Here is a 23,327-nt window from a genome sequence, read left to right as displayed (position 1 = left end):
CGCAGTATACTCTAAATCACTCTGGCGGTAGCCGATAGCGCCGATCGTCGATTGATGAAGGGTTCAGAACGGAAAATAAGCATGTTACAGGTATACCTTGTTCGCCACGGTGAAACGCAGTGGAACGCCGAGCGACGTATTCAAGGCCAGTCCGATAGCCCACTGACCGCTCACGGCGAGCGCCAGGCATGGCAGGTGGGCGAGCGCGCCAGAACGTTGGGGATCACCCATATTATCGCCAGCGACCTCGGACGTACCCGCCGCACGGCAGAAATTATCGCTGAAGCCTGCGGCTGCGGCGTCGTTACCGATCCGCGCCTGCGCGAGCTGGATATGGGGGTGCTGGAGAAGCGCCATATCGACTCGCTTAGTGAGGAAGAAGAGGGCTGGCGCCGTCAGTTGGTCAACGGTACGCCGGATGGGCGCATACCGCAGGGCGAATCCATGCAGGAGCTGAGCGAGCGTATGCGCGCGGCGCTATCATCCTGTCTGGAATTACCGCCAGGTAGCCGGCCGCTGCTGGTGAGTCATGGGATGGCTCTGGGCTGTCTGGTGAGCACAATCCTCGGGCTGCCTGCTTATGCGGAGCGCCGTCTGCGCCTGCGCAACTGTTCGATTTCACGCGTTGATTATCAGCAGAGCCCGTGGCTGGCGTCAGGATGGGTGGTGGAGACCGCGGGGGACGTTTCGCATCTCGATGCCCCCGCGATGGACGAACTACAGCGTTAACGACGAATCGGAATCAGGTATTCGCAGCGCAGCTGAATTGGCGTGGCCTGGTTCCGGTTATCATCTTCCGGATAGAAGCGCTCAATATCCAGGCCTTTGCGGCGGGTGAGGTTCAGCATCGGCATACAGGTGCCGTATACCGTCAGGATAAACTCCTGCAGCCCGGTGCCTAATCCTTCGTAAGTGAACATTACATACTCGCCGCCTTCCAGAATCACCGGATGAGAGTTATGCAGGTGCCCGTTCGCCAACTCCGGCGTTAGCGCGGTGGTGTAGAACACCTCCTGCTCGTCATCTTTTTCCAGACTTGGACGCGGTTCATGCAGGCCGTACAGCGTTGGCGGAATGCTGGGCGCATTGCCGAGGAATTCGCGCCAGAACTGAACGCGCATCTGGTTACGGAATTCAGAAATCTCTTCAAGCTTACAGGTATAGCTTTGGGTCACGCCGACCAGTTGCGTGGTGCTCAGGGTCACAAACTCATGCTTCGGCATGGTAAATTCGCCGAGCCGCAGCGGCGGACGCATACCGAACGAGCTCCAGTCCGGAGAACGGCGGTAGAGCGCTGGGGTCAAATTAAACTGTTTTTTAAAGGCGCGGGTGAACGTCTGTTGAGAATCGAAGCGATACTGCAGCGCGATGTCGAGAATCGGGCGTGCGGTCAGGCGTAGCGCCACGGCGGATTTGGAGAGACGGCGTGCGCGAATATAGGCACCGATAGCTTGACCCGTGACGTCTTTAAACATACGTTGCAAATGCCACTTGGAATAACCTGCCTTCGCCGCCACATTATCCAACGAGAGGGGCTGATCCAGGTGACCTTCCAGCCAGCTCAGGAGATCGCGAATAATCCCAGCTTGATCCATAAAATGTCCCCATCCTTTAAACTCAGGTACCTATATTAAGGTAGCGGATAATAGCATTTTTTGATGTTTTAGCATTCAGTGTTTTTTTTGCTTATAAATGCGATTATCTGGTGGATATCGTTGGTAATTTTGTAAAGCTGTGATCTTTAAACCTTTTCCACAGCGTTTGTGATTATCACGCAGCGGAATTTTAAGAAATGGTAACAATATGAAATACAAGAAGTTAGTGGCAGGTTTGTTCTTGCTGGCCGCAGGCCAACTGGCGCACGCCGAGCAAATCGGCTCCGTCGATACGGTATTTAAATGGCTGGGGCCGGATCATAAAATCGTGGTCGAAGCCTTCGACGATCCCGATGTACAAAACGTCACCTGCTATATTAGCCGGGCAAAAACAGGCGGCATTAAAGGCGGTCTGGGGCTGGCGGAAGATACCTCAGACGCCGCCATCTCCTGCCAGCAGGTCGGGCCGATTGAGTTGACGGATAAAATCAAAAACGGCAAAAGCCAGGGCGATGTAGTATTCCAGAAACGTACCTCGCTGGTGTTCAAAAAACTGCAGGTCGTACGCTTCTATGACGCTAAACGCAATGCGCTGGTGTACCTGACCTATTCGGATAAAGTGGTCGACGGCTCGCCGAAGAATGCCATCAGCGCCGTGCCGATCATGCCGTGGAATAAATAAACGGGAGTCACAATGCAACAGCCACGGATTTGGTTAGTTGAGGATGAACAGAGTATCGCCGATACCCTTGTTTACATGCTGCAGCAGGAAGGATTCGACGTGACCGTCTTCGAGCGCGGGTTGCCCGCGCTTGATGCGGCGCTGCATCAGAGCCCGGATTTAGCGATCCTCGACGTCGGCTTGCCGGATATTAGCGGCTTTGAACTATGCCGACGACTGCTGGCGCGCCATCAGGCATTGCCAGTACTGTTTTTGACCGCACGCAGCGAAGAGGTTGATAAGCTGCTGGGGCTGGAAATTGGCGCTGACGACTACATCGCCAAACCGTTTTCGCCGCGCGAAGTCTGCGCGCGGGTGCGTACCGTTCTGCGTCGCCTGCAGAAATTTTCTACCCCTTCGCCGGTGGTGCGCGTTGGCGAGTTCGTGTTGGATGAGCTGGCGATGACAATTAGCTGGTACGGTCAACCGCTGAGCCTGACGCGTTACGAATTCCTGCTGTTGAAAACCCTCATTAACGCCCCCGGTCGCGTGTTCTCTCGCCAGCAGTTGATGGAGCGAGTGTGGAGCGATGCTTACGAGAGTATCGATCGTACCGTCGATACCCATATCAAAACCCTACGCGCCAAGCTGCGGGCGGTGAATCCTGATATTAACCCGATTAATACGCATCGCGGTCTGGGCTATAGCCTGGGGGGCTATTGATGCGTATCGGGATGCGCCTGTTACTGGGGTATTTCTTGATTGTCGGCATTGCCGCGTGGTTTGTGCTCTCTATCTTTGTGCAGGAAGTCAAACCGGGCGTGCGCCGGGCAACGGAAGGCACGCTTAACGATACCGCAACGCTATTGGCGGCGCTGGCCCGGGAGGATCTTCTTTCGGTAAATCCGCAGCAGGGGCGGCTGGCGCAGGCCTTTCAGTCGCTTAATCAGCAGCCCATCAACGCCAATATCAGCGGTATCAGGAAAATGCGCAATGAGTATCGCGTCTATCTGACGGATGCTCAGGGGAAGGTGGTGTTTGACTCCAGTGGGGAAGCGGTTGGCCAGGATTATTCGCGCTGGAATGACGTCTGGCTTACCCTGCGCGGCCAGTACGGCGCCCGCAGTTCGCGCAGTGACCCCAATGATGATAATAGCTCAGTCATGTACATTGCCGCGCCGGTGATGGATAACGGGCGTATCATCGGCGTGGTCAGCGTTGGTAAACCTAATCTGGCAATGACGCCGGTGATTAAACGCAGCGAGCGGCGGATATTGTGGGCCGGTGGCGCGCTGCTGGGGATTGCTTTACTGATCGGCGCCGGGATGGTCTGGTGGATTAACTTCTCTATTGGCAAACTGGTGCGTTACACTGATTCGGTGACTGCCGAGCGTCCGTTGCCTCTGCCGAACGTCGGCAGTAGCGAGTTAAGCAAGCTGGCGCAGGCGCTGGAGAGCATGCGCGTGAAGCTAGAAGGCAAGAACGCGATCGAAAACTATGTCTACGATCTCACTCATGAACTCAAAAGCCCGCTGGCGGCGATCCGCGGTGCGGCAGAGATCTTGCGCGAGGGGCCGCCGCCTGAGGTCGCCGCGCGTTTCACGGCAAATATTCTTGCGCAGAATACCCGCATGCAGCTGTTGGTGGAAAAACTGCTGCAACAGGCGCGGCTGGAAAATCGGCTGGAGATAACGCCGCAGTTGGTTTCGGTTGATGCACTTTTCCAACGTCTGGTGGATGAACGCGACATTGCTCTGGAGGCGAAAGCCATCACCCTGCGCTGGCAGAAGAGCGGGGTAACGGTGAATGGCGATAGCGAACTACTGGCGCAGGCGCTGGGCAATCTTATCGATAATGCGATTGACTTTACCCCCCGCGGCGGTGAAATCGCTCTGGCGGTGGAGACGTGCCACGAAGAGGCGCAGCTAAGCGTGACGGATAACGGTCGCGGTATTCCTGACTTTGCGCTGGCGCGCGTCTTTGAACGCTTTTACTCGCTGCCGCGGGAAGATGGCCATAAGAGCAGCGGTTTAGGACTGGCGTTTGTGCGTGAGGTGGCGCGTCTGCATCAGGGTGATATTAGCCTGCGTAATCGCCCTGAAGGCGGCGTTGTCGCGACGCTACAACTTCACCGTCCCTTCACATAGCTTCAAACACACTGCACATAGCCGCCCTACAGTGAGCCCATCACGATAGGGAGAAGGCTATGATGAAATCACCATTATTCTGGAAAATTAGTACGCTGTTGGGCTGTATTTTGCTGTTGTCCGTGCCGCTGATGATGGTCAGAGCGCTTATTAGCGAGCGTGCGGACTATCGCAGCGATGTAGTGGATGCGATAGAGCACAGTACCAGCGGTTCACAAAAGCTGACGGGGCCGCTGGTTGCTATCCCGGTGACCGAGACGCTATTTCGTATGGAGAACCAAAAAGAGGTTGAATATCAGCGTCGCTGGATCTACTACTGGCTACCGGAAACGCTGACGGTTAACGGTGTGCAAAATGTGGAGTCGAGAAAAGTCGGCATATACAGTGGGCAGGTCTGGCATAATGCCCTGCAAATTCAGGCGCAGTTCGATCCTTCGCGGCTGAAAGAGCTGCAAAAGGCAAATATCAATTTAGGAAAACCGTTTTTAGTGCTTAGCGTGAGCGATGCCCGCGGCATCGGCGTGATCAACGCGCCGGTAATTGACGGTACGGCACTGACCGTTGAACCGGGATTGGGATTGAACGGCGGCGGGGTAGGTATTCATATGCCGATGCCGGCGTTAAACGCAGACAATAAACCGCTGGATATTGCTTTTACCCTCAATCTTAACGGTACCGGCGGCTTCTCCGTTGTACCGTTGGGCCGCAACAGCGAGCTGCAGCTAACCAGTAACTGGCCGCATCCAGGATTCCTTGGCAGATTCCTGCCTACGAAACGCGAAGTGAGCGCCTCGGGTTATAGCGCGCACTGGCAGAGCAGTTGGTTTGCCAACAATATGGGCAACTATTTCGCCGATGACACCGATATTGAGTGGTCGCGTTTACCCGCCTTTAGCGTGGACGTGATGTCGCAGGCCGATCAATATCAGCTCACCGACCGGGCGACTAAATACGCCATCCTGTTAATCGCACTGACTTTTATGGCCTTCTTCGTTTTCGAGAGCCTGACGCATCGTCGTCTGCACCCGATGCAGTATCTGCTGGTCGGCTTATCGCTGGTGATGTTCTACCTCGTGTTGCTGGCGCTCTCTGAGCATATTGGCTTTACCCGAGCCTGGGCGATAGCCAGCCTGATTGGCGCGGTAATCAACGGTATTTATTTACAGGCGGTACTGAAAGGGTGGCGTAATAGTCTGTTATTCGTCGTGGCGCTGCTGCTGCTGGATGGCGTGATGTGGCTACTGCTGCGTTCTGAGGATAGCGCGCTGCTGCTCGGCACCGGGGTGCTACTGCTGGCGCTGTGCGCGTTGATGTTCCTGACCCGCCGCGTGGACTGGTATGCCTTATCTCTACCGCAGAGCAAACCGGAAAAACCGCAAAGCAAGGATGACGACACGCTACGTATCTGGAAGTAAAAGTAGCATAAAAAAACAGCGCCAGAAGGCGCTGTTTTTGCATTATAGCTGCGGGATAACCAGAATTATTCCTGCAGATCGCCGCAGAAACGGTAACCTTCACCGTGAATCGTGGCGATGATTTCCGGAGTATCCGGCGTGGATTCGAAATGCTTACGAATGCGACGAATGGTCACGTCCACGGTACGGTCATGCGGCTTCAGCTCGCGACCGGTCATTTTCTTCAGCAGCTCTGCGCGTGACTGGATTTTGCCCGGGTTTTCGCAGAAGTGCAGCATCGCGCGGAATTCGCTACGCGGCAGCTTGTACTGCTCGCCGTTTGGGCTCACCAATGAACGGCTGTTGATATCCAGTTCCCAACCGTTGAACTTGTAGCTCTCAACGCTGCGACGCTCTTCGCTCACGGTACCCAGGTTCATGGTACGGGAGAGCAGGTTACGCGCGCGGATAGTCAGTTCACGCGGGTTAAACGGTTTAGTGATATAGTCATCGGCGCCGATTTCGAGGCCAAGAATTTTATCAACTTCGTTGTCGCGGCCGGTAAGGAACATCAGCGCGACGTCAGCCTGCTCACGCAGTTCACGCGCGAGCAGAAGACCATTTTTACCTGGCAGGTTGATATCCATGATCACCAGGTTGATATCATTTTCAGACAGGATCTGATGCATTTCCGCGCCATCGGTCGCTTCGAATACATCATAACCTTCTGCTTCGAAAATACTTTTTAACGTGTTGCGTGTTACCAACTCGTCTTCAACGATAAGAATGTGCGGGGTCTGCATGTTTGCTACCTAAATTGCCAACTAAATCGAAACAGGAAGTACCAAAGTCCCTGACCTGCCTGGTACATGCCACAAATTAACATGTCCGGCGTAACATGACTAAAGTACGTAATTGCGTTCTTGATGCACTTTCCATCAACGTCAACAACATCATTAGCTTGGTCGTGGGTACTTTCCCTCTGGACCCGACGGTGTCAAAAACGGCTGTCATCCTAACCATTTTAACAGCAACATAACAGGCTAAGAGAGGCCGAACACCCAATAAAACTACGCTTCGTTGACATATATCAAGTTCAATTGTAGCACGTTAACAGTCTTGTGAAATCATTGCATCGATTTGCGATTTATCGTCACATTTCTTACACAGCTCAATTAGTTGCAGCTATGAATTAATAAATGCAATGAATCCAAAGCCCGTAGACAAATGAAAACTGAAATATCATTGCCAAACATATGGATAAATGCGTTCTGTTAACATACTCCGTATTGGTGTCCAATGTGAACAGTTTAGTTTTTTTTAAGAGTAATAAAGCTCATTTTTAGTGATTTTTGTTGCAAATTTGTAAATTTTCGCCGCGTAAAATGGGGGAGACCGCAGAGTCGCGCCGCGTAAGTGGATAAGGGAAGCATAATGCGTTTATCGATCATTTTAGTGGCCCCCGCGAGGGCTGAAAACATCGGCGCGGCGGCGCGAGCGATGAAAACCATGGGATTCAGCGAACTGCGGATTGTCGATAGCGAAGCGCATCTGCAGCCCGCCGCGCGCTGGGTTGCGCATGGTTCGGGAGATATTTTAGATAATATAAAAACCTATCCGACGCTTGAGCAGGCCCTGCACGATGTCGACTTTACCGTCGCCACTACCGCCCGCAGTCGCGCGCGTTTTCACTACTACGCCACGCCGCAGCAGTTGCTACCGCTGCTGGAAGAAAAAGCACAATGGATGAAACATACGGCGCTGGTCTTTGGCCGTGAAGATTCCGGATTAACTAACGATGAACTGGCGCTGGCCGATGTGCTTACCGGCGTGCCGATGGTCGCCGATTATCCCTCCTTGAATCTTGGGCAGTCGGTAATGGTGTATTGCTATCAGCTGAGCTCGCTGCAGCAGCAGACTGCGGTTCAGGCGCCTGAAACCGACGAAAAACAATTGCAGGCGCTACGTCAGCGGACGCTTTCGCTACTTGGACGCTTGGGTGTCGATGACGACATAAAACTGGCCGACTGGCTACAGCAGCGGATCGGCCTGTTACAACAGCGCGACACCGCCATGTTGCATCGATTGCTGCATGATATTGAAAAAAAACTATCTGAATAAAATCCTGTTATAAGTAATTTTTATGGTTGAATGTACTAATTTCAACGGCAACCGTCTGGCAATGCGGCGGAAATATCGGGGCGCTGTGGCGTAATGACGGTGTTGGTTGAAAAGTCGCCAATTTAGAAATTCGTTGACTTAAGCAGGCAGATACTTTAACCAATATAGGCAGGACACAAGACAGATAAAAATACAGAGTACACAACATCCATGAATCGCATCGGCATGATTACCACCATTATCACCACCACCATTACCACAGGTAACGGTGCGGGCTGACGCGTACAGGAAACAACAGAAAAAAGCCCGCACCTGAACAGTGCGGGCTTTTTTTTTGACAAGAGATCAAGGGGTAAGAACCATGCGAGTGTTGAAGTTCGGCGGTACATCAGTGGCAAATGCAGAACGTTTTCTGCGGGTTGCCGATATCCTGGAGAGCAATGCCAGGCAGGGGCAGGTTGCGACCGTGCTGTCTGCCCCGGCGAAAATCACCAACCATCTGGTCGCAATGATTGAAAAAACCATTAGCGGTCAGGACGCTCTTACCAATATCGCCGACGCTGAACGCATTTTTGCCGACCTGCTGCAGGGACTGGCCGACATTCAACCAGGCTTCCCGCTCGCACAGCTGAAAACTTTCGTAGACCAGGAATTCGCGCAGATTAAACACGTGTTGCACGGTATCAGCCTGCTGGGCCAGTGCCCGGACGGCGTTAATGCCTCGCTGATCTGCCGCGGTGAAAAGCTCTCTATCGCTATCATGGCGGCGCTGCTGGAAGCGCGCGGCCACAAGGTCAGCGTGATTAATCCGGTCGAAAAACTGTTGGCCGTCGGCCACTACCTTGAATCCACTGTTGATATTGCTGAATCTACCCGCCGTATCGCCGCCAGCCAAATCCCGGCAGACCACATGGTGCTGATGGCCGGCTTTACCGCCGGTAACGAAAAGGGTGAGCTGGTGGTTCTCGGGCGTAATGGTTCTGATTACTCTGCTGCCGTGCTGGCAGCCTGTATGCGCGCCGACTGCTGCGAAATCTGGACCGACGTTGATGGCGTTTATACCTGCGACCCGCGTCAGGTACCGGATGCGCGTCTGCTGAAATCCATGTCTTATCAGGAAGCGATGGAGCTCTCCTATTTCGGCGCTAAGGTACTGCATCCGCGCACTATTGCTCCCATTGCCCAGTTCCAGATCCCCTGCCTGATTAAAAATACCGGTAATCCGCAGGCGCCGGGTACGCTTATCGGCGCCAGCCTTGATGAAGACGGCCTGCCGGTAAAAGGGATCTCTAATCTTAACAATATGGCCATGTTCAACGTTTCCGGGCCGGGAATGAAAGGCATGGTCGGTATGGCGGCGCGCGTTTTCGCCACCATGTCCCGCGCCGGTATCTCCGTGGTGCTGATTACCCAGTCTTCTTCGGAATACAGCATCAGCTTCTGCGTGCCGCAAAGCGACAGCGCGCGGGCGAAGCGTGTGATGGAAGAGGAATTTTATCTCGAACTGAAAGAAGGGCTGCTGGAGCCGCTGTCAATCATGGAGCGGCTGGCGATCATCTCCGTCGTGGGCGATGGAATGCGCACGCTGCGCGGTATCTCGGCGAAATTCTTCGCCGCGCTGGCGCGCGCCAATATTAATATCGTGGCGATTGCCCAGGGCTCTTCCGAGCGTTCAATTTCGGTGGTCGTCAGCAACGACGACGCGACTACCGGCGTGCGCGTCACGCATCAGATGCTGTTTAACACCGACCAGGTCATCGAAGTCTTCGTGATTGGCGTCGGCGGCGTCGGCGGCGCGTTAATCGAACAGATTAAGCGCCAGCAGAGCTGGTTGAAGGGCAAGCATATCGATCTGCGCGTATGCGGCGTCGCCAATTCACAGGCGCTGCTGACGAACGTCCATGGCTTGAATCTGGAAAACTGGCGTAGCGAACTCGCGGAAGCGAAAGAGCCCTTTAATCTGGGCCGTTTAATCCGTCTGGTGAAAGAGTATCACCTGCTGAACCCGGTTATCGTCGATTGTACCTCCAGCCAGGCGGTGGCCGATCAGTACGCTGACTTCCTGCGTGAAGGTTTCCATGTGGTGACGCCGAATAAAAAGGCCAATACCTCTTCGCTGGATTACTATCACCAGTTGCGTCACGCCGCCAGCAGCTCGCGGCGCAAGTTCCTCTACGACACCAACGTCGGCGCGGGTCTGCCGGTCATTGAAAACCTGCAGAACCTGCTGAACGCTGGTGATGAGCTGGTGCATTTTTCCGGGATCCTCTCCGGCTCGCTTTCCTTTATTTTTGGTAAGCTGGATGAGGGCATGAGCCTTTCTGAAGCCACTAAACTGGCGCGCGAGATGGGCTATACCGAACCGGACCCGCGCGACGATCTTTCCGGCGTGGATGTGGCGCGCAAGCTGCTGATCCTTGCCCGCGAAACCGGGCGCGAGCTGGAGCTCTCGGATATTATCGTTGAGCCTGCGCTGCCTGCCGACTTCGACGCCAGCGGCGATGTCGAAAGCTTTATGGCGCGACTGCCGACGCTTGACGATCAATTCGCCTCGCGGGTTGCTAAAGCGCGCGACGAGGGTAAAGTCTTACGCTACGTCGGCAATATTGAAGAAGATGGCGTCTGCCGGGTGAAAATCGCCGAAGTCGACGGCAACGATCCGCTGTTCAAGGTGAAAAACGGCGAGAACGCGTTGGCATTTTACAGCCACTATTATCAGCCTCTGCCGCTGGTGCTGCGCGGCTATGGCGCGGGGAATGACGTGACGGCGGCTGGCGTGTTCGCCGACCTGCTACGCACCCTGTCATGGAAGTTAGGAGTTTAAGATGGTCAAAGTATACGCCCCGGCTTCCAGTGCCAATATGAGCGTCGGTTTTGATGTGCTGGGAGCGGCGGTGACGCCGGTTGACGGCACCTTGCTGGGGGATAACGTCTCGGTAGAGACGGCGGCGGAGTTTAGCCTACGTAATGTAGGCCGCTTCGCCGGCAAATTACCGTCGGCGCCGCAGGAAAATATCGTTTATCAATGCTGGGAAGCCTTTTGCCGCGAGATCGGTAAAACGGTTCCGGTGGCGATGACCCTGGAAAAAAATATGCCGATCGGCTCGGGCCTTGGCTCCAGCGCTTGTTCGGTGGTCGCCGCGCTGGTGGCAATGAATGAGTTTTGTGGTAAGCCGCTGAATGAAACCCGAATGCTGGCGCTGATGGGCGAGATGGAAGGGCGCATCTCCGGCAGCGTTCACTATGATAACGTGGCACCCTGCTACCTTGGCGGTATGCAACTGATGATCGAAGAAAATGGCATCATCAGCCAGCAGATCCCGGGTTTTGATGAATGGTTGTGGGTGCTGGCCTATCCGGGGATTAAGGTCTCTACCGCCGAAGCGCGTGCGATTCTTCCGGCGCAGTATCGCCGCCAGGACTGTATCGCCCACGGTCGTCACCTTGCAGGGTTTATTCACGCCTGCTATAGCCGTCAGCCGCAGCTGGCGGCAAAGTTAATGAAAGATGTTATCGCCGAACCGTACCGTACCAAACTGCTGCCGGGCTTCAGTGAAGCGCGTCAGGCGGCGATGGAGATCGGCGCGCAGGCTTGCGGTATCTCCGGCTCCGGCCCGACGCTGTTCGCGTTGTGCGATAAACCGGACACCGCGCAGCGCGTCGCCGACTGGCTGGCCGCGCATTATCTGCAAAATCAGGAAGGCTTCGTTCATATTTGCCGGCTGGACACGGCGGGCGCTCGAGTAGTGGGATAAGTGATGAAACTGTATAACTTAAAAGATCATAACGAACAGGTCAGCTTCGCGCAGGCCGTGACGCAAGGGCTTGGCAAACAACAGGGGCTGTTCTTTCCGCACGATCTGCCGGAATTCAACCTGACCGAAATCGACGAAATGCTGGAACAGGATTTCGTGACCCGCAGCGCGAAAATCCTGTCGGCCTTTATTGGCGACGAGATCCCGCAGAATGAACTACAGGCCCGCGTTGCCGCGGCGTTCGCCTTCCCGGCGCCGGTAAGTCAAGTACAGGATGATATCGGCTGCCTGGAACTGTTCCACGGTCCGACGCTGGCGTTTAAAGACTTTGGTGGCCGCTTTATGGCCCAAATGCTGACGCATATCGCGGGCGATAAGCCGGTGACGATTCTGACCGCGACCTCCGGCGACACCGGCGCGGCCGTGGCGCACGCCTTCTACGGCCTGCCGAACGTCAAAGTGGTTATCCTCTATCCGCGCGGTAAGATCAGCCCGCTGCAGGAGAAGCTGTTCTGTACCCTGGGCGGCAATATCGAAACCGTGGCGATTGACGGCGACTTCGACGCCTGTCAGGCGCTGGTTAAGCAGGCGTTTGACGATGAAGAGCTGAAGGTCGCGCTTGGCCTCAACTCCGCCAACTCTATTAACATCAGCCGCCTGCTGGCGCAGATCTGCTACTACTTCGAGGCGGTCGCGCAATTGCCTCAGGAAGCCCGCAATCAGCTGGTGGTGTCGGTGCCAAGCGGCAACTTCGGCGATCTTACTGCCGGCCTGCTGGCGAAATCGCTGGGGCTGCCGATTAAGCGTTTTATTGCCGCGACCAACGCCAATGACACCGTGCCGCGCTTCCTGCAGGATGGCAACTGGGCGCCGAAGGCGACGCAGGCGACCCTGTCTAACGCGATGGACGTCAGCCAACCGAACAACTGGCCGCGCGTGGAGGAGTTATTCCGCCGTAAAATATGGCGTCTGAATGAACTGGGCTATGCTGCGGTGGATGATGAAACTACTAAAGCGACCATGCGTGAATTGAAAGCCATCGGCTATACCTCGGAACCGCATGCGGCCATTGCCTATCGCGCGTTGCGCGACCAGCTGCAGCCGGGAGAATATGGGTTATTCCTCGGAACGGCGCATCCGGCTAAATTCAAAGAGAGCGTAGAAGAGATCCTACAGGAGACGTTGCCGCTGCCGAAAGAACTGGCCGACCGCGCCGACCTGCCGCTGCTCTCGCACAATCTCCCAGCCGACTTCGCCGCGCTGCGTAAGCTGATGATGGGCTAGCATTGCCATTCCGCTGTTCGTTAAACCGGGCTCCGCGCCCGGTTTTTTTACGCCCGAAAATGGAGAGATTGTGTAAAACTGACCAATAAATGCGGAAGAGCATAAATTCAGATTGCGGAGAATAAACAGGGTAGTTTTGCAGGGTTAATATTTTGTTATCGACCCATGATGGGGGCGAATAGAAGGGGTTGCTTATGACAATGCTGAAACCTGTTTTGCTGGCGCTTTCTCTGCTGCTGGTCGCTCCTGCGTTGGTTCATGCAGATGAAATTACCCTGATCCCGGCGGTGAAGCTGCAAATCGGCGACCGTGATGATTATGGACGCTACTGGGACGGCGATCGCTGGCGCGATCATGACTGGTGGGCGAGCCATTATGACTGGCGCGACGACCGCTGGCGTCCGCATGATGATTATCGCCGCCACGATCGCGATGACGATGACGATGACGATCAAGGCCATCATGGTCATGGCCACGAGCGGCATCACCACGACGACTAATCGTTCCGCCCCCGGCGCCATACCGGGGGCATTCAGGCTTACTGCTCGTGGCGTTTAAACACCAGTTCGCCGTTCTCCGATGCCTGCGCATCAAAGAAATAACCTTCGCTATCAAACTCCTGCAGTTGATCCGGACGGGTTAAACGGTTCTCTATGATAAAGCGGCTCATCAGGCCGCGCGCTTTTTTGGCATAGAAGCTGATCACCTTGAATTTGCCGTTTTTCTCATCGAGGAATACCGGCTTAATCAACTGTCCCTGCAATTTTTTCGGTTTTACCGATTTAAAATACTCATCGGATGCCAGGTTGATAACGATATCGTCGCCCTGCGCCTGCAGCGCCTGATTGAGCTTATCGGTAATGACATCGCCCCAGAAATGATACAAATCTTTGCCCTGCGGATTTTCCAACTTGATGCCCATCTCCAGACGATAAGGCTGCATCAAATCCAGCGGACGCAACACGCCGTAAAGCCCGGATAACATACGCAGATGCTGCTGGGCGAAATCGAAATCCGCTTCGCTAAAGGTTTCAGCCTGCAGTCCGGTATAAACGTCGCCTTTGAAGGCCAGTATCGCCTGACGGGCATTCTGCGGGGTAAAGTCCGGATGCCAGTCGTGAAAACGGGTGGCGTTGAGGTCGGCAAGCTTATCGCTGATGCTCATCAGCTTACCGATTTGCGGCGCCGTCAGCTTACGGGCGATACCGATAAGCTGTTGAGAATACTCCAGGAGTTCGGGCTGAGTATAGCGCGTCGTTGCCAGCGGGCTTTGATAATCGAGCGTTTTAGCAGGTGAAATCAGAATCAGCATATCCAGTCCTTGCAGGGAATTTCGACGAATTTTAACAAAAAAAGAGTACGGTGGGAGCGATTGCTGCGATTACCGCGCTATTCACGCGGTATCTCATCCCAGGCGCCTGGCGCCAGATGTTGCTGAATTTCCGGATAGCGAGCGGGATCGAAGACCGGCTGTACGCCGAGTTTACGCTGGCGCAGATAATCGCTGGCGAGGATCCGTACCGTTGGCGACAGCAGCAAAATCGCCGTTAAGTTAGTGATAGCCATCAGCGCCATAATAATATCCGCCAATTGCCAGACCACCGGCAGGCTTACCAGAGTGCCTGCCAGTACCATGAATACGGTAATGACCCGGAGCGTCCAGATATGCAGCGGCTTAGTGAGCCGCAGGAAGATCAGATTATTTTCGGCATAAATATAATTGGCGACAATCGAACTGAAAGCGAAAAGCAGTAGTACGGCAGCCACCAGACCAGGACCCCAACTGCCAATGAGATCGCCCATCGCGTGCTGCATGGTTTGAATCCCACTGACCACATTATCGCGGTTTTCGCGCGGCGCCAGCAGGATAATCACCGCGCTGGCGGTACAGATAACGATGGTATCAATAAAGACGCCAATCATCTGGACGATGCCTTGCGCCGCCGGATGCGGCGGCCATGAAGCCGCGGCGGCGGCGGCGTTTGGCGTGGAGCCCATCCCCGCTTCATTGGAAAACATCCCGCGCTGAAAACCGCCGGTAAGCGCCTGGCTGATGGTATAGCCCACCGCGCCCGCCGCCGCTTCCTGCCAGCCGAAAGCGCAGCGGAAGATGGTTTCAAAGACCGCGGGTAGGGCGGAGAAGTGCCAGAGGCCAATCAACAGGCTGGCGCCCACCCACAGCAGGGCCATCAGCGGGACAAACCACTGCATCAATCGCGCCACGCCGCGTAATCCATGAACGATGATTAACAGCGTCGCGGCGGCCAGCGCGGCGCCGACGGCGACCATCGGAAAATCGAAGGCATAGGCCATGGCGTGCGCCACCGAGTTGGCCTGCACGGTATTGAAAATCACCCCGTAGGCAAGCAGAAGTAGAATCGAGAAGACCACGCCCATCCAGCGCATCTCAAGGCCGCGAGCCATATACCACGCCGGGCCGCCGCGGAACTGGCCTGCGCTATCGCGCTCTTTGTACAATTGGGCAAGCGAGCATTCAGCGAAGCTACTGGCCATACCGAGTAGCGCGGAGACCCACATCCAGAACACCGCGCCGGGGCCGCCGGCGGCAATCGCTAACGCCACGCCCGCCAGATTACCGCTGCCGACGCGCGCCGCCAGACTGGTGCACAGCGCCTGAAAAGACGTTAAGCCGCCGGGCTGCGGGCGGAGGCTTTTTTTAAGGCTTTTGCCAAACTGACGAATATAACGGAACTGCACAAATTGCGTTCGCCAGGTGAACCAAATACCGGCGCCCAGTAATAGATAAATCATTACCGAGCCCCAGAGTATTTCATTGATAAACGAGAGAAAATCAGGCATTAAACGTCCTCTTGTCCATGCCGGCGCGCGGTGTAAGCGCTACCACTCCGGTGACAATCCTTTAGCATTCAGATAATTAATATGTCGAGTTTATCACACTCTGCGCTCTTGCATTGTCGGCGGTTGCGCTGACCCTATGGCGTGTTATCATCTTGGCAGACCGGTTACATCCCCTTAACTGCTGTTTAAGAGAAACACTATCATGACGGATAAATTGACTTCTCTGCGTCAGTACACCACTGTCGTAGCTGACACCGGAGATATCGCGGCAATGAAGCTGTATCAGCCTCAGGATGCCACCACCAACCCTTCTTTGATCCTCGGCGCGGCTCAGATCCCTGAGTACCGTAAGCTGATTGACGACGCTGTTGCCTGGGCTCGCAGCCAGAGCAGCGATCGCGCACAGCAGATTATCGATGCTTCCGACAAACTGGCGGTGAACATCGGTCTCGAAATCCTTAAACTGATCCCGGGCCGTATTTCTACCGAAGTTGATGCCCGTCTGTCCTACGACACCGATGCTTCCATCGCTAAAGCGAAACGCCTGATCAAACTGTATAACGATGCCGGTATCGGCAACGATCGTATCCTGATCAAACTGGCTTCGACCTGGCAGGGCATTCGCGCCGCCGAGCAGCTGGAAAAAGAAGGCATCAACTGTAACCTGACCCTGCTGTTCTCCTTCGCTCAGGCTCGGGCTTGCGCCGAAGCGGGCGTCTTCCTGATTTCTCCGTTTGTTGGCCGTATCCTCGACTGGTACAAAGCGAACACGGATAAGAAAGAGTACGCGCCGGCAGAAGATCCGGGCGTGGTTTCCGTTAGCGAAATCTACGAGTACTACAAGCAGCACGGCTATGAAACCGTGGTAATGGGCGCAAGCTTCCGTAACGTTGGCGAAATCCTTGAGCTGGCCGGCTGCGACCGTCTGACCATCGCCCCTGCGCTGCTGAAAGAGCTGGCGGAAAGCGAAGGCGCTATCGAACGTAAACTGGCGTTTAGCGGCGAAGTGAAAGCGCGCCCGGAACGCATCACTGAATCCCAGTTCCTGTGGCAGCACAACCAGGATCCGATGGCGGTAGACAAACTGGCGGAAGGTATCCGTAAGTTTGCCATCGACCAGGAAAAACTGGAAAAAATGATCGGCGACCTGCTGTAATCATCCCAGCGTGACCGGGCTGCCGGTCACGCTACTTCTTTTGAATCCTGTCTGTAATTCTCTCCAGCGTGTATCATTCCGCTTAATTGCACTATTTGAACGGAATGAATATGAATAAATTACGCATCGGCTTAGTTTCTATTTCTGACCGCGCCTCCAGCGGCGTTTACCAGGACAAAGGTATTCCTGCGTTGGAAGAGTGGCTGTCGCGTGCGCTGACAACGCCCTTTGAACTGCAGACTCGCCTGATTCCCGATGAACAGCCCATCATTGAACAGACGCTGTGCGAGTTGGTTGACGAGATGGGCTGTCATCTGGTGTTAACCACCGGCGGCACCGGCCCGGCGCGTCGTGATGTGACCCCGGACGCAACTTTAGCCATTGCCGATCGTGTGATGCCCGGTTTCGGTGAGCAAATGCGCCAGGTTAGCCTACACTTTGTGCCGACGGCTATCCTATCCCGGCAGGTTGGCGTCATCCGCAAGCAGGCGCTGATCCTCAACCTGCCAGGCCAGCCGAAAGCCATTCAGGAAACCCTCGAAGGGGTGAAAGACGCTGAAGGTAAAGTGCTGGTGCATGGTGTCTTTGCAAGTGTACCTTATTGTGTACAGTTGCTTGAGGGGCCGTATGTGGAGACGGAAGCGAGCGTTGTAGCAGCTTTTCGCCCGAAAAGCGCACGGCGTGAAACTTTATCCTGAATTTAATGCATTGCTGATATAACCTGTATTGCCGGTGGTGTGCTGTTTTATTTACGGTATAGTGTTTTTTACTTTACACATTGCGTAATATTACTGCGGACGAAACGTCAGTTATGTCACAACACACCCGAGCACTGAATCGACAAGATTATAAAACTCTGACGCTGGCCGCCCTCGGCGGGGCGCTGGAGTTTTATGACTTCATCATTTTTGTCTTCTTCGCCGCGGTCGTCGGCGAACTATTCTTCCCGGCGGATATCCCGGAATGGCTACGCCAGGTACAGACCTTCGGTATTTTTGCCGCGGGTTATCTGGCGCGCCCTCTTGGCGGCATTATCATGGCCCACTTTGGCGATCTGGTCGGGCGGAAGAAAATGTTCACCCTCAGTATTCTGCTGATGGCGCTGCCGACGCTGGCGATCGGCCTGCTGCCGACCTATGCCTCAATGGGCATCGTTGCGCCGCTGCTATTACTGCTCATGCGTATTTTACAAGGGGCGGCGATTGGCGGTGAAGTGCCGGGTGCCTGGGTCTTTGTAGCCGAACATGTCCCGGAAAAACGCATCGGTATCGCCTGCGGCACCCTGACCGCGGGGTTGACCGTTGGGATCCTGTTGGGATCGGTAGTGGCGACGCTTATCAACACCAGCATGACGCCGCAGGGTATCCACGACGGCGGCTGGCGTATTCCTTTCCTGCTGGGTGGCGTGTTCGGTCTGGTAGCCATGTACCTGCGTCGTTGGCTGCAGGAGACGCCGATATTTCTTGAGATGCAACAGCGCAAAGCGCTGGCGCAGGAGCTGCCGGTGAAGGCGGTGGCGCTCAAGCACCAGAAGGCCGTTATCGTTTCGATGCTACTCACCTGGCTGCTTTCCGCCGGGGTGGTAGTGGTGATCCTGATGTCGCCGGTGTGGCTGCAAAAACATTATGGCTTTGCGCCGGCGATTACCCTGCAGGCCAATAGCATCGCCACGATTATGCTGTGTATTGGCTGTTTACTCGCCGGTCTGGCGGCAGACCGATTCGGCGCCAGCCGCACTTTTATCGTCGGTAGCCTGCTGTTAGCGGCGGCCAGTTGGGCCTTTTACCACCTTTCCGGCGCCAGCCCGCAGCGGCTGTTCCTGCTGTATGGCACGGTTGGACTGTGTGTCGGCGTGGTGGGGGCGGTACCTTACGTAATGGTGCGCGCCTTCCCGGCGGAAGTGCGTTTTACCGGCATCTCGTTTTCCTACAATTTGTCATACGCCATTTTCGGCGGCCTGACGCCGATTGCCGTCACGATGCTGATGGGGGTTTCGCCGATGGCGCCGGCCTGGTACGTACTGGCGCTGTCGCTGATGGGGCTGGGTCTGGGTATTTGGCTGCGTCAGGGGTTGACGGCGCAGGCGGTTTTACCGCAAGGAGAACTGCAGCGTTAAATTTAACGCCGCCGCCCGCGTTGTGGGCGGCGGCAGGCCATTAGCGTGGCTCGCCAATCGGCAGGACGGTACGGCCGAACTGCTCGTTCAACACTTCACCCATCGCCAGGTAAATAGCGCTCGCGCCGCATACCAGGCCGATCCAGCCGGCAATTTTAACAATGCCTTCGTTATCAACCAGGTGGCCAATCGCCAGCAGCGCGAACAGCACCGTCAGGCTCAGGAACACGAACTGCAGCATGCGCGCGGCTTTCAGCGTGCCGAAGAACATGAACAACGTAAAGATACCCCACAGGCCAAGATACATGCCCAGGAAATGCGGATTCGGCGCATCAGCCAGGCCCATTTTCGGCATCAGGAGGATCGCGACCAACGTCAACCAGAAGGAGCCGTAGGACGTAAAAGCGGTTAAACCAAAGGTGTTGCCTTTTTTATACTCGAGCAGGCCGGCAAAAATTTGCGCAATGCCGCCGTAAAAAATGCCCATCGCCAGGATAGCTACATCGAATGCGAAAAGGCCGCTATTCGCCAGGTTAAGCAGAATAGTGGTCATGCCGAAACCCATAAGGCCCAGCGGTGCCGGATTAGCCAACTTAGTGTTGCCCATAATTCCTCAAAATAATGATTAGAAAGGGAAGCATTACCCCGCCACTTGCGGTGGGGCGCGGCATAATAATGAGGCGTGCAGAGGCTGTCTATGATCTGGCGGGGTATTTTTCAGCAATTTACCTTTCGCGGCGATAATGGCGAACTCTTTGGCGAACTCGTGCGATATCCAGTGAATATGTTCTTATTTACTATTTATTTTTTTGTATGGATTATGACGGCTATTTTGTCCGTCTGGCATGTTGTTCGCTCTCGCACCTGTGCTCTGCCATAAAAATTTTTTTTGGCCTGCCCCTTGATGAAAACCAGCGCGACCCCATCTTGTAGTCAACCGCAGTGAAGAACCTGAAAAAAAATGATGTCAGGGTAGTTGAAACCGCACGTTTCGCCCTTATTACAGGTTCACAACCACATGTTGATCGAATTTTTAGTGGAGACGTTTAGATGGGTAAAATTATTGGTATCGACCTGGGTACTACCAACTCTTGTGTAGCGATTATGGATGGCACTACCGCTCGCGTGCTGGAGAACGCCGAAGGCGATCGCACCACGCCTTCTATCATTGCCTATACCCAGGATGGTGAAACTCTGGTTGGTCAGCCGGCTAAACGTCAGGCAGTGACAAACCCGCAAAACACCCTGTTTGCGATTAAACGCCTGATTGGTCGCCGCTTCCAGGATGAAGAAGTTCAGCGTGACGTTTCCATCATGCCGTACAAAATCGTTGCCGCAGATAATGGCGACGCATGGCTTGATGTGAAAGGCACCAAAACCGCGCCGCCGCAGATTTCTGCTGAAGTGCTGAAGAAAATGAAGAAAACCGCTGAAGATTACCTGGGTGAGCCGGTAACTGAAGCTGTTATCACCGTACCTGCGTACTTCAACGATGCTCAGCGTCAGGCAACCAAAGATGCCGGCCGTATCGCGGGTCTGGAAGTCAAACGTATCATCAACGAACCGACTGCCGCTGCGCTGGCATACGGTCTGGATAAAGAAGTCGGCAACCGTACTATCGCGGTATACGACCTCGGTGGTGGTACCTTCGATATTTCTATTATCGAAATCGACGAAGTTGACGGCGAAAAAACCTTCGAAGTTCTGGCAACCAATGGTGATACCCACCTGGGTGGTGAAGACTTCGATACTCGTCTGATCAACTACCTCGTTGACGAGTTTAAGAAAGAGCAGGGCATTGACCTGCGCAACGACCCGCTGGCGATGCAGCGTCTGAAAGAAGCTGCAGAAAAAGCGAAAATTGAGCTGTCTTCCGCTCAGCAGACCGACGTTAACCTGCCGTATATCACCGCAGACGCGACCGGTCCGAAACACATGAACATTAAAGTGACTCGCGCGAAACTGGAAAGCCTGGTTGAAGATCTGGTTAACCGTTCCATCGAGCCGCTGAAAGTTGCCCTGCAGGATGCCGGTCTGTCCGTTTCCGATATCAACGACGTGATCCTCGTTGGTGGTCAGACTCGTATGCCGATGGTGCAGAAGAAAGTTGCCGAGTTCTTTGGTAAAGAACCGCGTAAAGACGTTAACCCGGATGAAGCTGTGGCTATCGGCGCAGCGGTTCAGGGTGGTGTTCTGACTGGTGAAGTTAAAGACGTTCTGCTGCTGGACGTTACCCCGCTGTCGCTGGGTATCGAAACCATGGGCGGCGTGATGACCGCGCTTATCAGCAAAAACACCACTATCCCGACCAAGCACAGCCAGGTGTTCTCTACTGCGGAAGACAACCAGTCCGCGGTAACCATCCATGTGCTGCAGGGTGAGCGTAAACGCGCTTCTGATAACAAATCTCTGGGTCAGTTCAACCTGGATGGTATTAACCCAGCGCCGCGCGGTATGCCGCAGATCGAAGTAACCTTCGATATCGATGCTGACGGTATCCTGCACGTTTCCGCGAAAGATAAAAACAGCGGTAAAGAGCAGAAGATCACCATCAAGGCTTCTTCCGGTCTGAATGAAGAAGAAATTCAGAAAATGGTTCGCGAAGCGGAAGCTAACGCTGAATCTGACCGTAAGTTCGAAGAGCTGGTTCAGACCCGTAACCAGGGCGACCATCTGCTGCACAGCACCCGTAAGCAGGTTGAAGAAGCAGGCGACAAACTGCCGGCTGATGACAAAACTGCAATCGAGTCTGCGCTGACCGCGCTGGAAGCTTCCCTGAAAGGTGAAGATAAAGCGGACATCGAAGCGAAGATGCAGGCGCTGGCCCAGGCTTCCCAGAAGCTGATGGAAATCGCTCAGCAGCAGCATGCACAGCAGCAGGCTGGCGGTGCTGACGCTCAAGAGAACAGCGCGAAGGACGACGATGTTGTCGACGCTGAGTTCGAAGAAGTGAAAGACAAAAAATAATCGCCCTTTGAACGGGTAAAACACTGGCACGGGCGAAGAGGTTTCCTCTCCGCCCGTGCACGCATGTTAAGGGGCTGAAAAACACCAATGGCAAAGCAAGATTATTACGAGATTTTAGGCGTTTCCAAAACAGCGGAAGAGCGTGAAATCAAAAAGGCGTATAAGCGCCTGGCCATGAAGTATCACCCGGACCGTAACCAGGGTGACAAAGAGGCCGAAGCCAAATTTAAAGAAATCAAAGAAGCGTATGAAGTCCTGACTGATGCCCAGAAGCGTGCAGCCTACGATCAGTACGGCCACGCCGCGTTTGAACAAGGCGGCATGGGCGGCGGCGGTTTCGGCGGCGGCTTCGGCGGCGGCGCGGATTTCAGCGATATCTTTGGCGACGTGTTCGGCGATATCTTCGGCGGCGGTCGTGGCCGTCAACGCGCGGCGCGCGGCGCAGATCTACGTTACAACATGGAATTGACGCTGGAAGAAGCGGTCCGCGGCGTTACCAAAGAAATCCGCATTCCAACGTTGGAAGAGTGCGATGTCTGCCACGGCAGCGGCGCCAAATCCGGTACGCAGCCGCAGACCTGTCCAACCTGTCACGGTTCCGGTCAGGTCCAGATGCGTCAGGGCTTTTTTGCCGTTCAGCAAACCTGTCCACACTGTCAGGGACGCGGTACGCTGATTAAAGATCCGTGCAATAAATGTCACGGTCACGGTCGCGTTGAAAAAACCAAAACCTTGTCGGTGAAAATCCCGGCTGGCGTCGATACCGGCGATCGCATTCGTCTGGCTGGCGAAGGCGAAGCCGGCGAGCATGGCGCTCCGGCGGGCGATCTGTACGTTCAGGTTCAGGTCAAACAGCACGCGATCTTCGAGCGTGAGGGGAATAATCTGTACTGCGAAGTACCGATCAACTTCACCATGGCTGCGCTTGGCGGCGAGATTGAAGTACCGACGCTGGATGGCCGCGTTAACCTGAAAGTGCCTGGCGAAACGCAAACCGGCAAACTGTTCCGCATGCGCGGCAAGGGCGTTAAGTCCGTTCGCGGCGGTGCTCAGGGCGATCTGCTGTGTCGCGTGGTGGTTGAAACACCGGTCGGTCTTAACGATAAGCAGAAGCAATTGCTTAAAGAGCTGCAGGAAACTTTCGGTGGCCCGACGGGGGAGAAAAACAGTCCGCGTTCCAAAAGCTTCTTCGATGGCGTGAAAAAATTCTTTGATGATTTAACGCGTTAATTGCGTTTAATCACCTTATTAGCACAAGCCTGAACATTTTTGTTCAGGCTTTTTTCTATCCCAACTTCGGTCGCTGGCGGA

22 protein-coding genes and 1 other annotated feature are annotated in these 23,327 nt (G+C 54.8%); of the genes, 17 read left to right on the top strand and 5 right to left on the bottom strand.

The window, feature by feature from the left end:
- Window positions 1–81: 81 nt before the first annotated feature.
- Window positions 82–729, top strand: a complete 648-nt coding sequence (gpmB, locus tag PGR23_RS20140) for a 2,3-diphosphoglycerate-dependent phosphoglycerate mutase GpmB (protein WP_015368369.1) — start codon at window positions 82–84, stop codon at window positions 727–729.
- Here gpmB and robA read toward each other — a convergent pair.
- Window positions 726–1,595 carry an MDR efflux pump AcrAB transcriptional activator RobA gene (gene robA, locus PGR23_RS20135; RefSeq protein ID WP_047065121.1) on the bottom strand — a complete coding sequence of 290 codons (870 nt, stop codon included), beginning with the start codon at window positions 1,593–1,595 and terminating at the stop codon, window positions 726–728. The two genes, gpmB and robA, sit on opposite strands and share 4 nt — an antisense overlap.
- A 208-nt stretch (window positions 1,596–1,803) precedes the next feature.
- Here robA and creA point away from each other — a divergent pair, with 208 nt between their 5' ends.
- The 4 genes from creA to creD are packed head-to-tail and all read left to right on the top strand — an operon-like array spanning window position 1,804 to window position 5,818.
- A complete protein-coding gene (creA, locus tag PGR23_RS20130) occupies window positions 1,804–2,277 on the top strand; it encodes a protein CreA (RefSeq protein WP_020079661.1) in 474 nt (157 codons plus the stop codon).
- Between the two features lie 12 nt (window positions 2,278–2,289).
- Window positions 2,290–2,979 (top strand): two-component system response regulator CreB, encoded by a 690-nt coding sequence (creB, locus tag PGR23_RS20125; RefSeq protein ID WP_045395896.1) that lies wholly within the window; start codon window positions 2,290–2,292, stop codon window positions 2,977–2,979.
- Window positions 2,979–4,403 (top strand): two-component system sensor histidine kinase CreC, encoded by a 1,425-nt coding sequence (gene creC, locus PGR23_RS20120; protein ID WP_396279943.1) that lies wholly within the window; start codon window positions 2,979–2,981, stop codon window positions 4,401–4,403. Before creB ends, creC begins: the two co-directional genes overlap by 1 nt.
- A 59-nt stretch (window positions 4,404–4,462) precedes the next feature.
- A complete protein-coding gene (gene creD / locus PGR23_RS20115; RefSeq protein ID WP_396279942.1) occupies window positions 4,463–5,818 on the top strand; it encodes a cell envelope integrity protein CreD in 1,356 nt (451 codons plus the stop codon).
- A gap of 65 nt (window positions 5,819–5,883) precedes the next feature.
- Here the strand turns inward: creD and arcA are convergent, their stop codons facing one another.
- Window positions 5,884–6,600 carry a two-component system response regulator ArcA gene (gene arcA / locus PGR23_RS20110; RefSeq protein WP_002887843.1) on the bottom strand — a complete coding sequence of 239 codons (717 nt, stop codon included), beginning with the start codon at window positions 6,598–6,600 and terminating at the stop codon, window positions 5,884–5,886.
- 95 nt (window positions 6,601–6,695) lie between these two features.
- On the opposite strand from arcA, the gene yjjY reads away from it, so the two are divergent.
- The 7 genes from yjjY to PGR23_RS20075 all read left to right on the top strand — a co-directional run bounded on the left by yjjY (window position 6,696) and on the right by PGR23_RS20075 (window position 13,457).
- Window positions 6,696–6,836, top strand: coding sequence for a protein YjjY (gene yjjY / locus PGR23_RS20105; RefSeq protein WP_001541509.1), 141 nt, complete (start codon window positions 6,696–6,698; stop codon window positions 6,834–6,836).
- A 395-nt stretch (window positions 6,837–7,231) separates the two neighbouring features.
- On the top strand, window positions 7,232–7,918 hold the full coding sequence (locus PGR23_RS20100; RefSeq protein ID WP_396279941.1) for a tRNA/rRNA methyltransferase: 687 nt from the start codon (window positions 7,232–7,234) through the stop codon (window positions 7,916–7,918).
- A 210-nt stretch (window positions 7,919–8,128) separates the two neighbouring features.
- Window positions 8,129–8,197 (top strand): thr operon leader peptide, encoded by a 69-nt coding sequence (gene thrL / locus PGR23_RS20095; protein ID WP_004222578.1) that lies wholly within the window; start codon window positions 8,129–8,131, stop codon window positions 8,195–8,197.
- Window positions 8,136–8,254 (top strand) — a sequence feature (Thr leader region). It overlaps the preceding gene by 62 nt.
- A gap of 25 nt (window positions 8,255–8,279) precedes the next feature.
- Complete coding sequence (gene thrA / locus PGR23_RS20090; protein WP_045395882.1) at window positions 8,280–10,742, top strand: bifunctional aspartate kinase/homoserine dehydrogenase I; 2,463 nt, start codon at window positions 8,280–8,282, stop codon at window positions 10,740–10,742.
- Between the two features lies 1 nt (window position 10,743).
- A complete protein-coding gene (gene thrB / locus PGR23_RS20085; RefSeq protein WP_045395879.1) occupies window positions 10,744–11,673 on the top strand; it encodes a homoserine kinase in 930 nt (309 codons plus the stop codon).
- Between the two features lie 3 nt (window positions 11,674–11,676).
- On the top strand, window positions 11,677–12,957 hold the full coding sequence (thrC, locus tag PGR23_RS20080; RefSeq protein ID WP_049060232.1) for a threonine synthase: 1,281 nt from the start codon (window positions 11,677–11,679) through the stop codon (window positions 12,955–12,957).
- 194 nt (window positions 12,958–13,151) lie between these two features.
- Window positions 13,152–13,457 (top strand): DUF2502 domain-containing protein, encoded by a 306-nt coding sequence (locus PGR23_RS20075; RefSeq protein WP_047078007.1) that lies wholly within the window; start codon window positions 13,152–13,154, stop codon window positions 13,455–13,457.
- Window positions 13,458–13,495: 38 nt separating this feature from the next.
- Here PGR23_RS20075 and yaaA read toward each other — a convergent pair whose 3' ends face one another.
- Window positions 13,496–14,269, bottom strand: a complete 774-nt coding sequence (gene yaaA / locus PGR23_RS20070; protein WP_045395869.1) for a peroxide stress protein YaaA — start codon at window positions 14,267–14,269, stop codon at window positions 13,496–13,498.
- A gap of 77 nt (window positions 14,270–14,346) precedes the next feature.
- Window positions 14,347–15,777: an alanine/glycine:cation symporter family protein gene (locus PGR23_RS20065; RefSeq protein ID WP_396279940.1), complete on the bottom strand. Its 1,431-nt coding sequence runs from the start codon at window positions 15,775–15,777 to the stop codon at window positions 14,347–14,349.
- A gap of 202 nt (window positions 15,778–15,979) precedes the next feature.
- Between PGR23_RS20065 and tal the strand changes: the two genes are divergently transcribed.
- From tal to PGR23_RS20050, 3 genes are all read left to right on the top strand, one after another.
- Entirely contained in the window at window positions 15,980–16,933 is a 954-nt protein-coding gene (tal, locus tag PGR23_RS20060; RefSeq protein WP_045395864.1) for a transaldolase, read from the top strand.
- A 110-nt stretch (window positions 16,934–17,043) separates the two neighbouring features.
- Window positions 17,044–17,631, top strand: coding sequence for a molybdopterin adenylyltransferase (gene mog, locus PGR23_RS20055; protein WP_047078005.1), 588 nt, complete (start codon window positions 17,044–17,046; stop codon window positions 17,629–17,631).
- A 113-nt stretch (window positions 17,632–17,744) separates the two neighbouring features.
- On the top strand, window positions 17,745–19,049 hold the full coding sequence (locus PGR23_RS20050) for an MFS transporter (protein WP_045395857.1): 1,305 nt from the start codon (window positions 17,745–17,747) through the stop codon (window positions 19,047–19,049).
- 40 nt (window positions 19,050–19,089) lie between these two features.
- Here the strand turns inward: PGR23_RS20050 and satP are convergent, their stop codons facing one another.
- Window positions 19,090–19,656 (bottom strand): acetate uptake transporter, encoded by a 567-nt coding sequence (satP, locus tag PGR23_RS20045; protein ID WP_045395854.1) that lies wholly within the window; start codon window positions 19,654–19,656, stop codon window positions 19,090–19,092.
- 443 nt (window positions 19,657–20,099) lie between these two features.
- Here satP and dnaK point away from each other — a divergent pair, with 443 nt between their 5' ends.
- The gene (dnaK, locus tag PGR23_RS20040; RefSeq protein WP_045395850.1) at window positions 20,100–22,016 is read left to right on the top strand and encodes a molecular chaperone DnaK; all 1,917 of its coding nucleotides are present in this window, start codon (window positions 20,100–20,102) and stop codon (window positions 22,014–22,016) included.
- Between the two features lie 87 nt (window positions 22,017–22,103).
- Window positions 22,104–23,246, top strand: a complete 1,143-nt coding sequence (gene dnaJ, locus PGR23_RS20035) for a molecular chaperone DnaJ (RefSeq protein WP_020079653.1) — start codon at window positions 22,104–22,106, stop codon at window positions 23,244–23,246.
- Window positions 23,247–23,327 lie beyond the last annotated feature (81 nt).

Source organism: Klebsiella sp. 141162, assembly GCF_050600755.1.
Taxonomy (GTDB): Bacteria; Pseudomonadota; Gammaproteobacteria; order Enterobacterales; family Enterobacteriaceae; genus Klebsiella; species Klebsiella aerogenes.
Note: the sequence above shows the minus strand (reverse complement) of the source record. Positions and strands in the feature narration are given on the sequence as shown.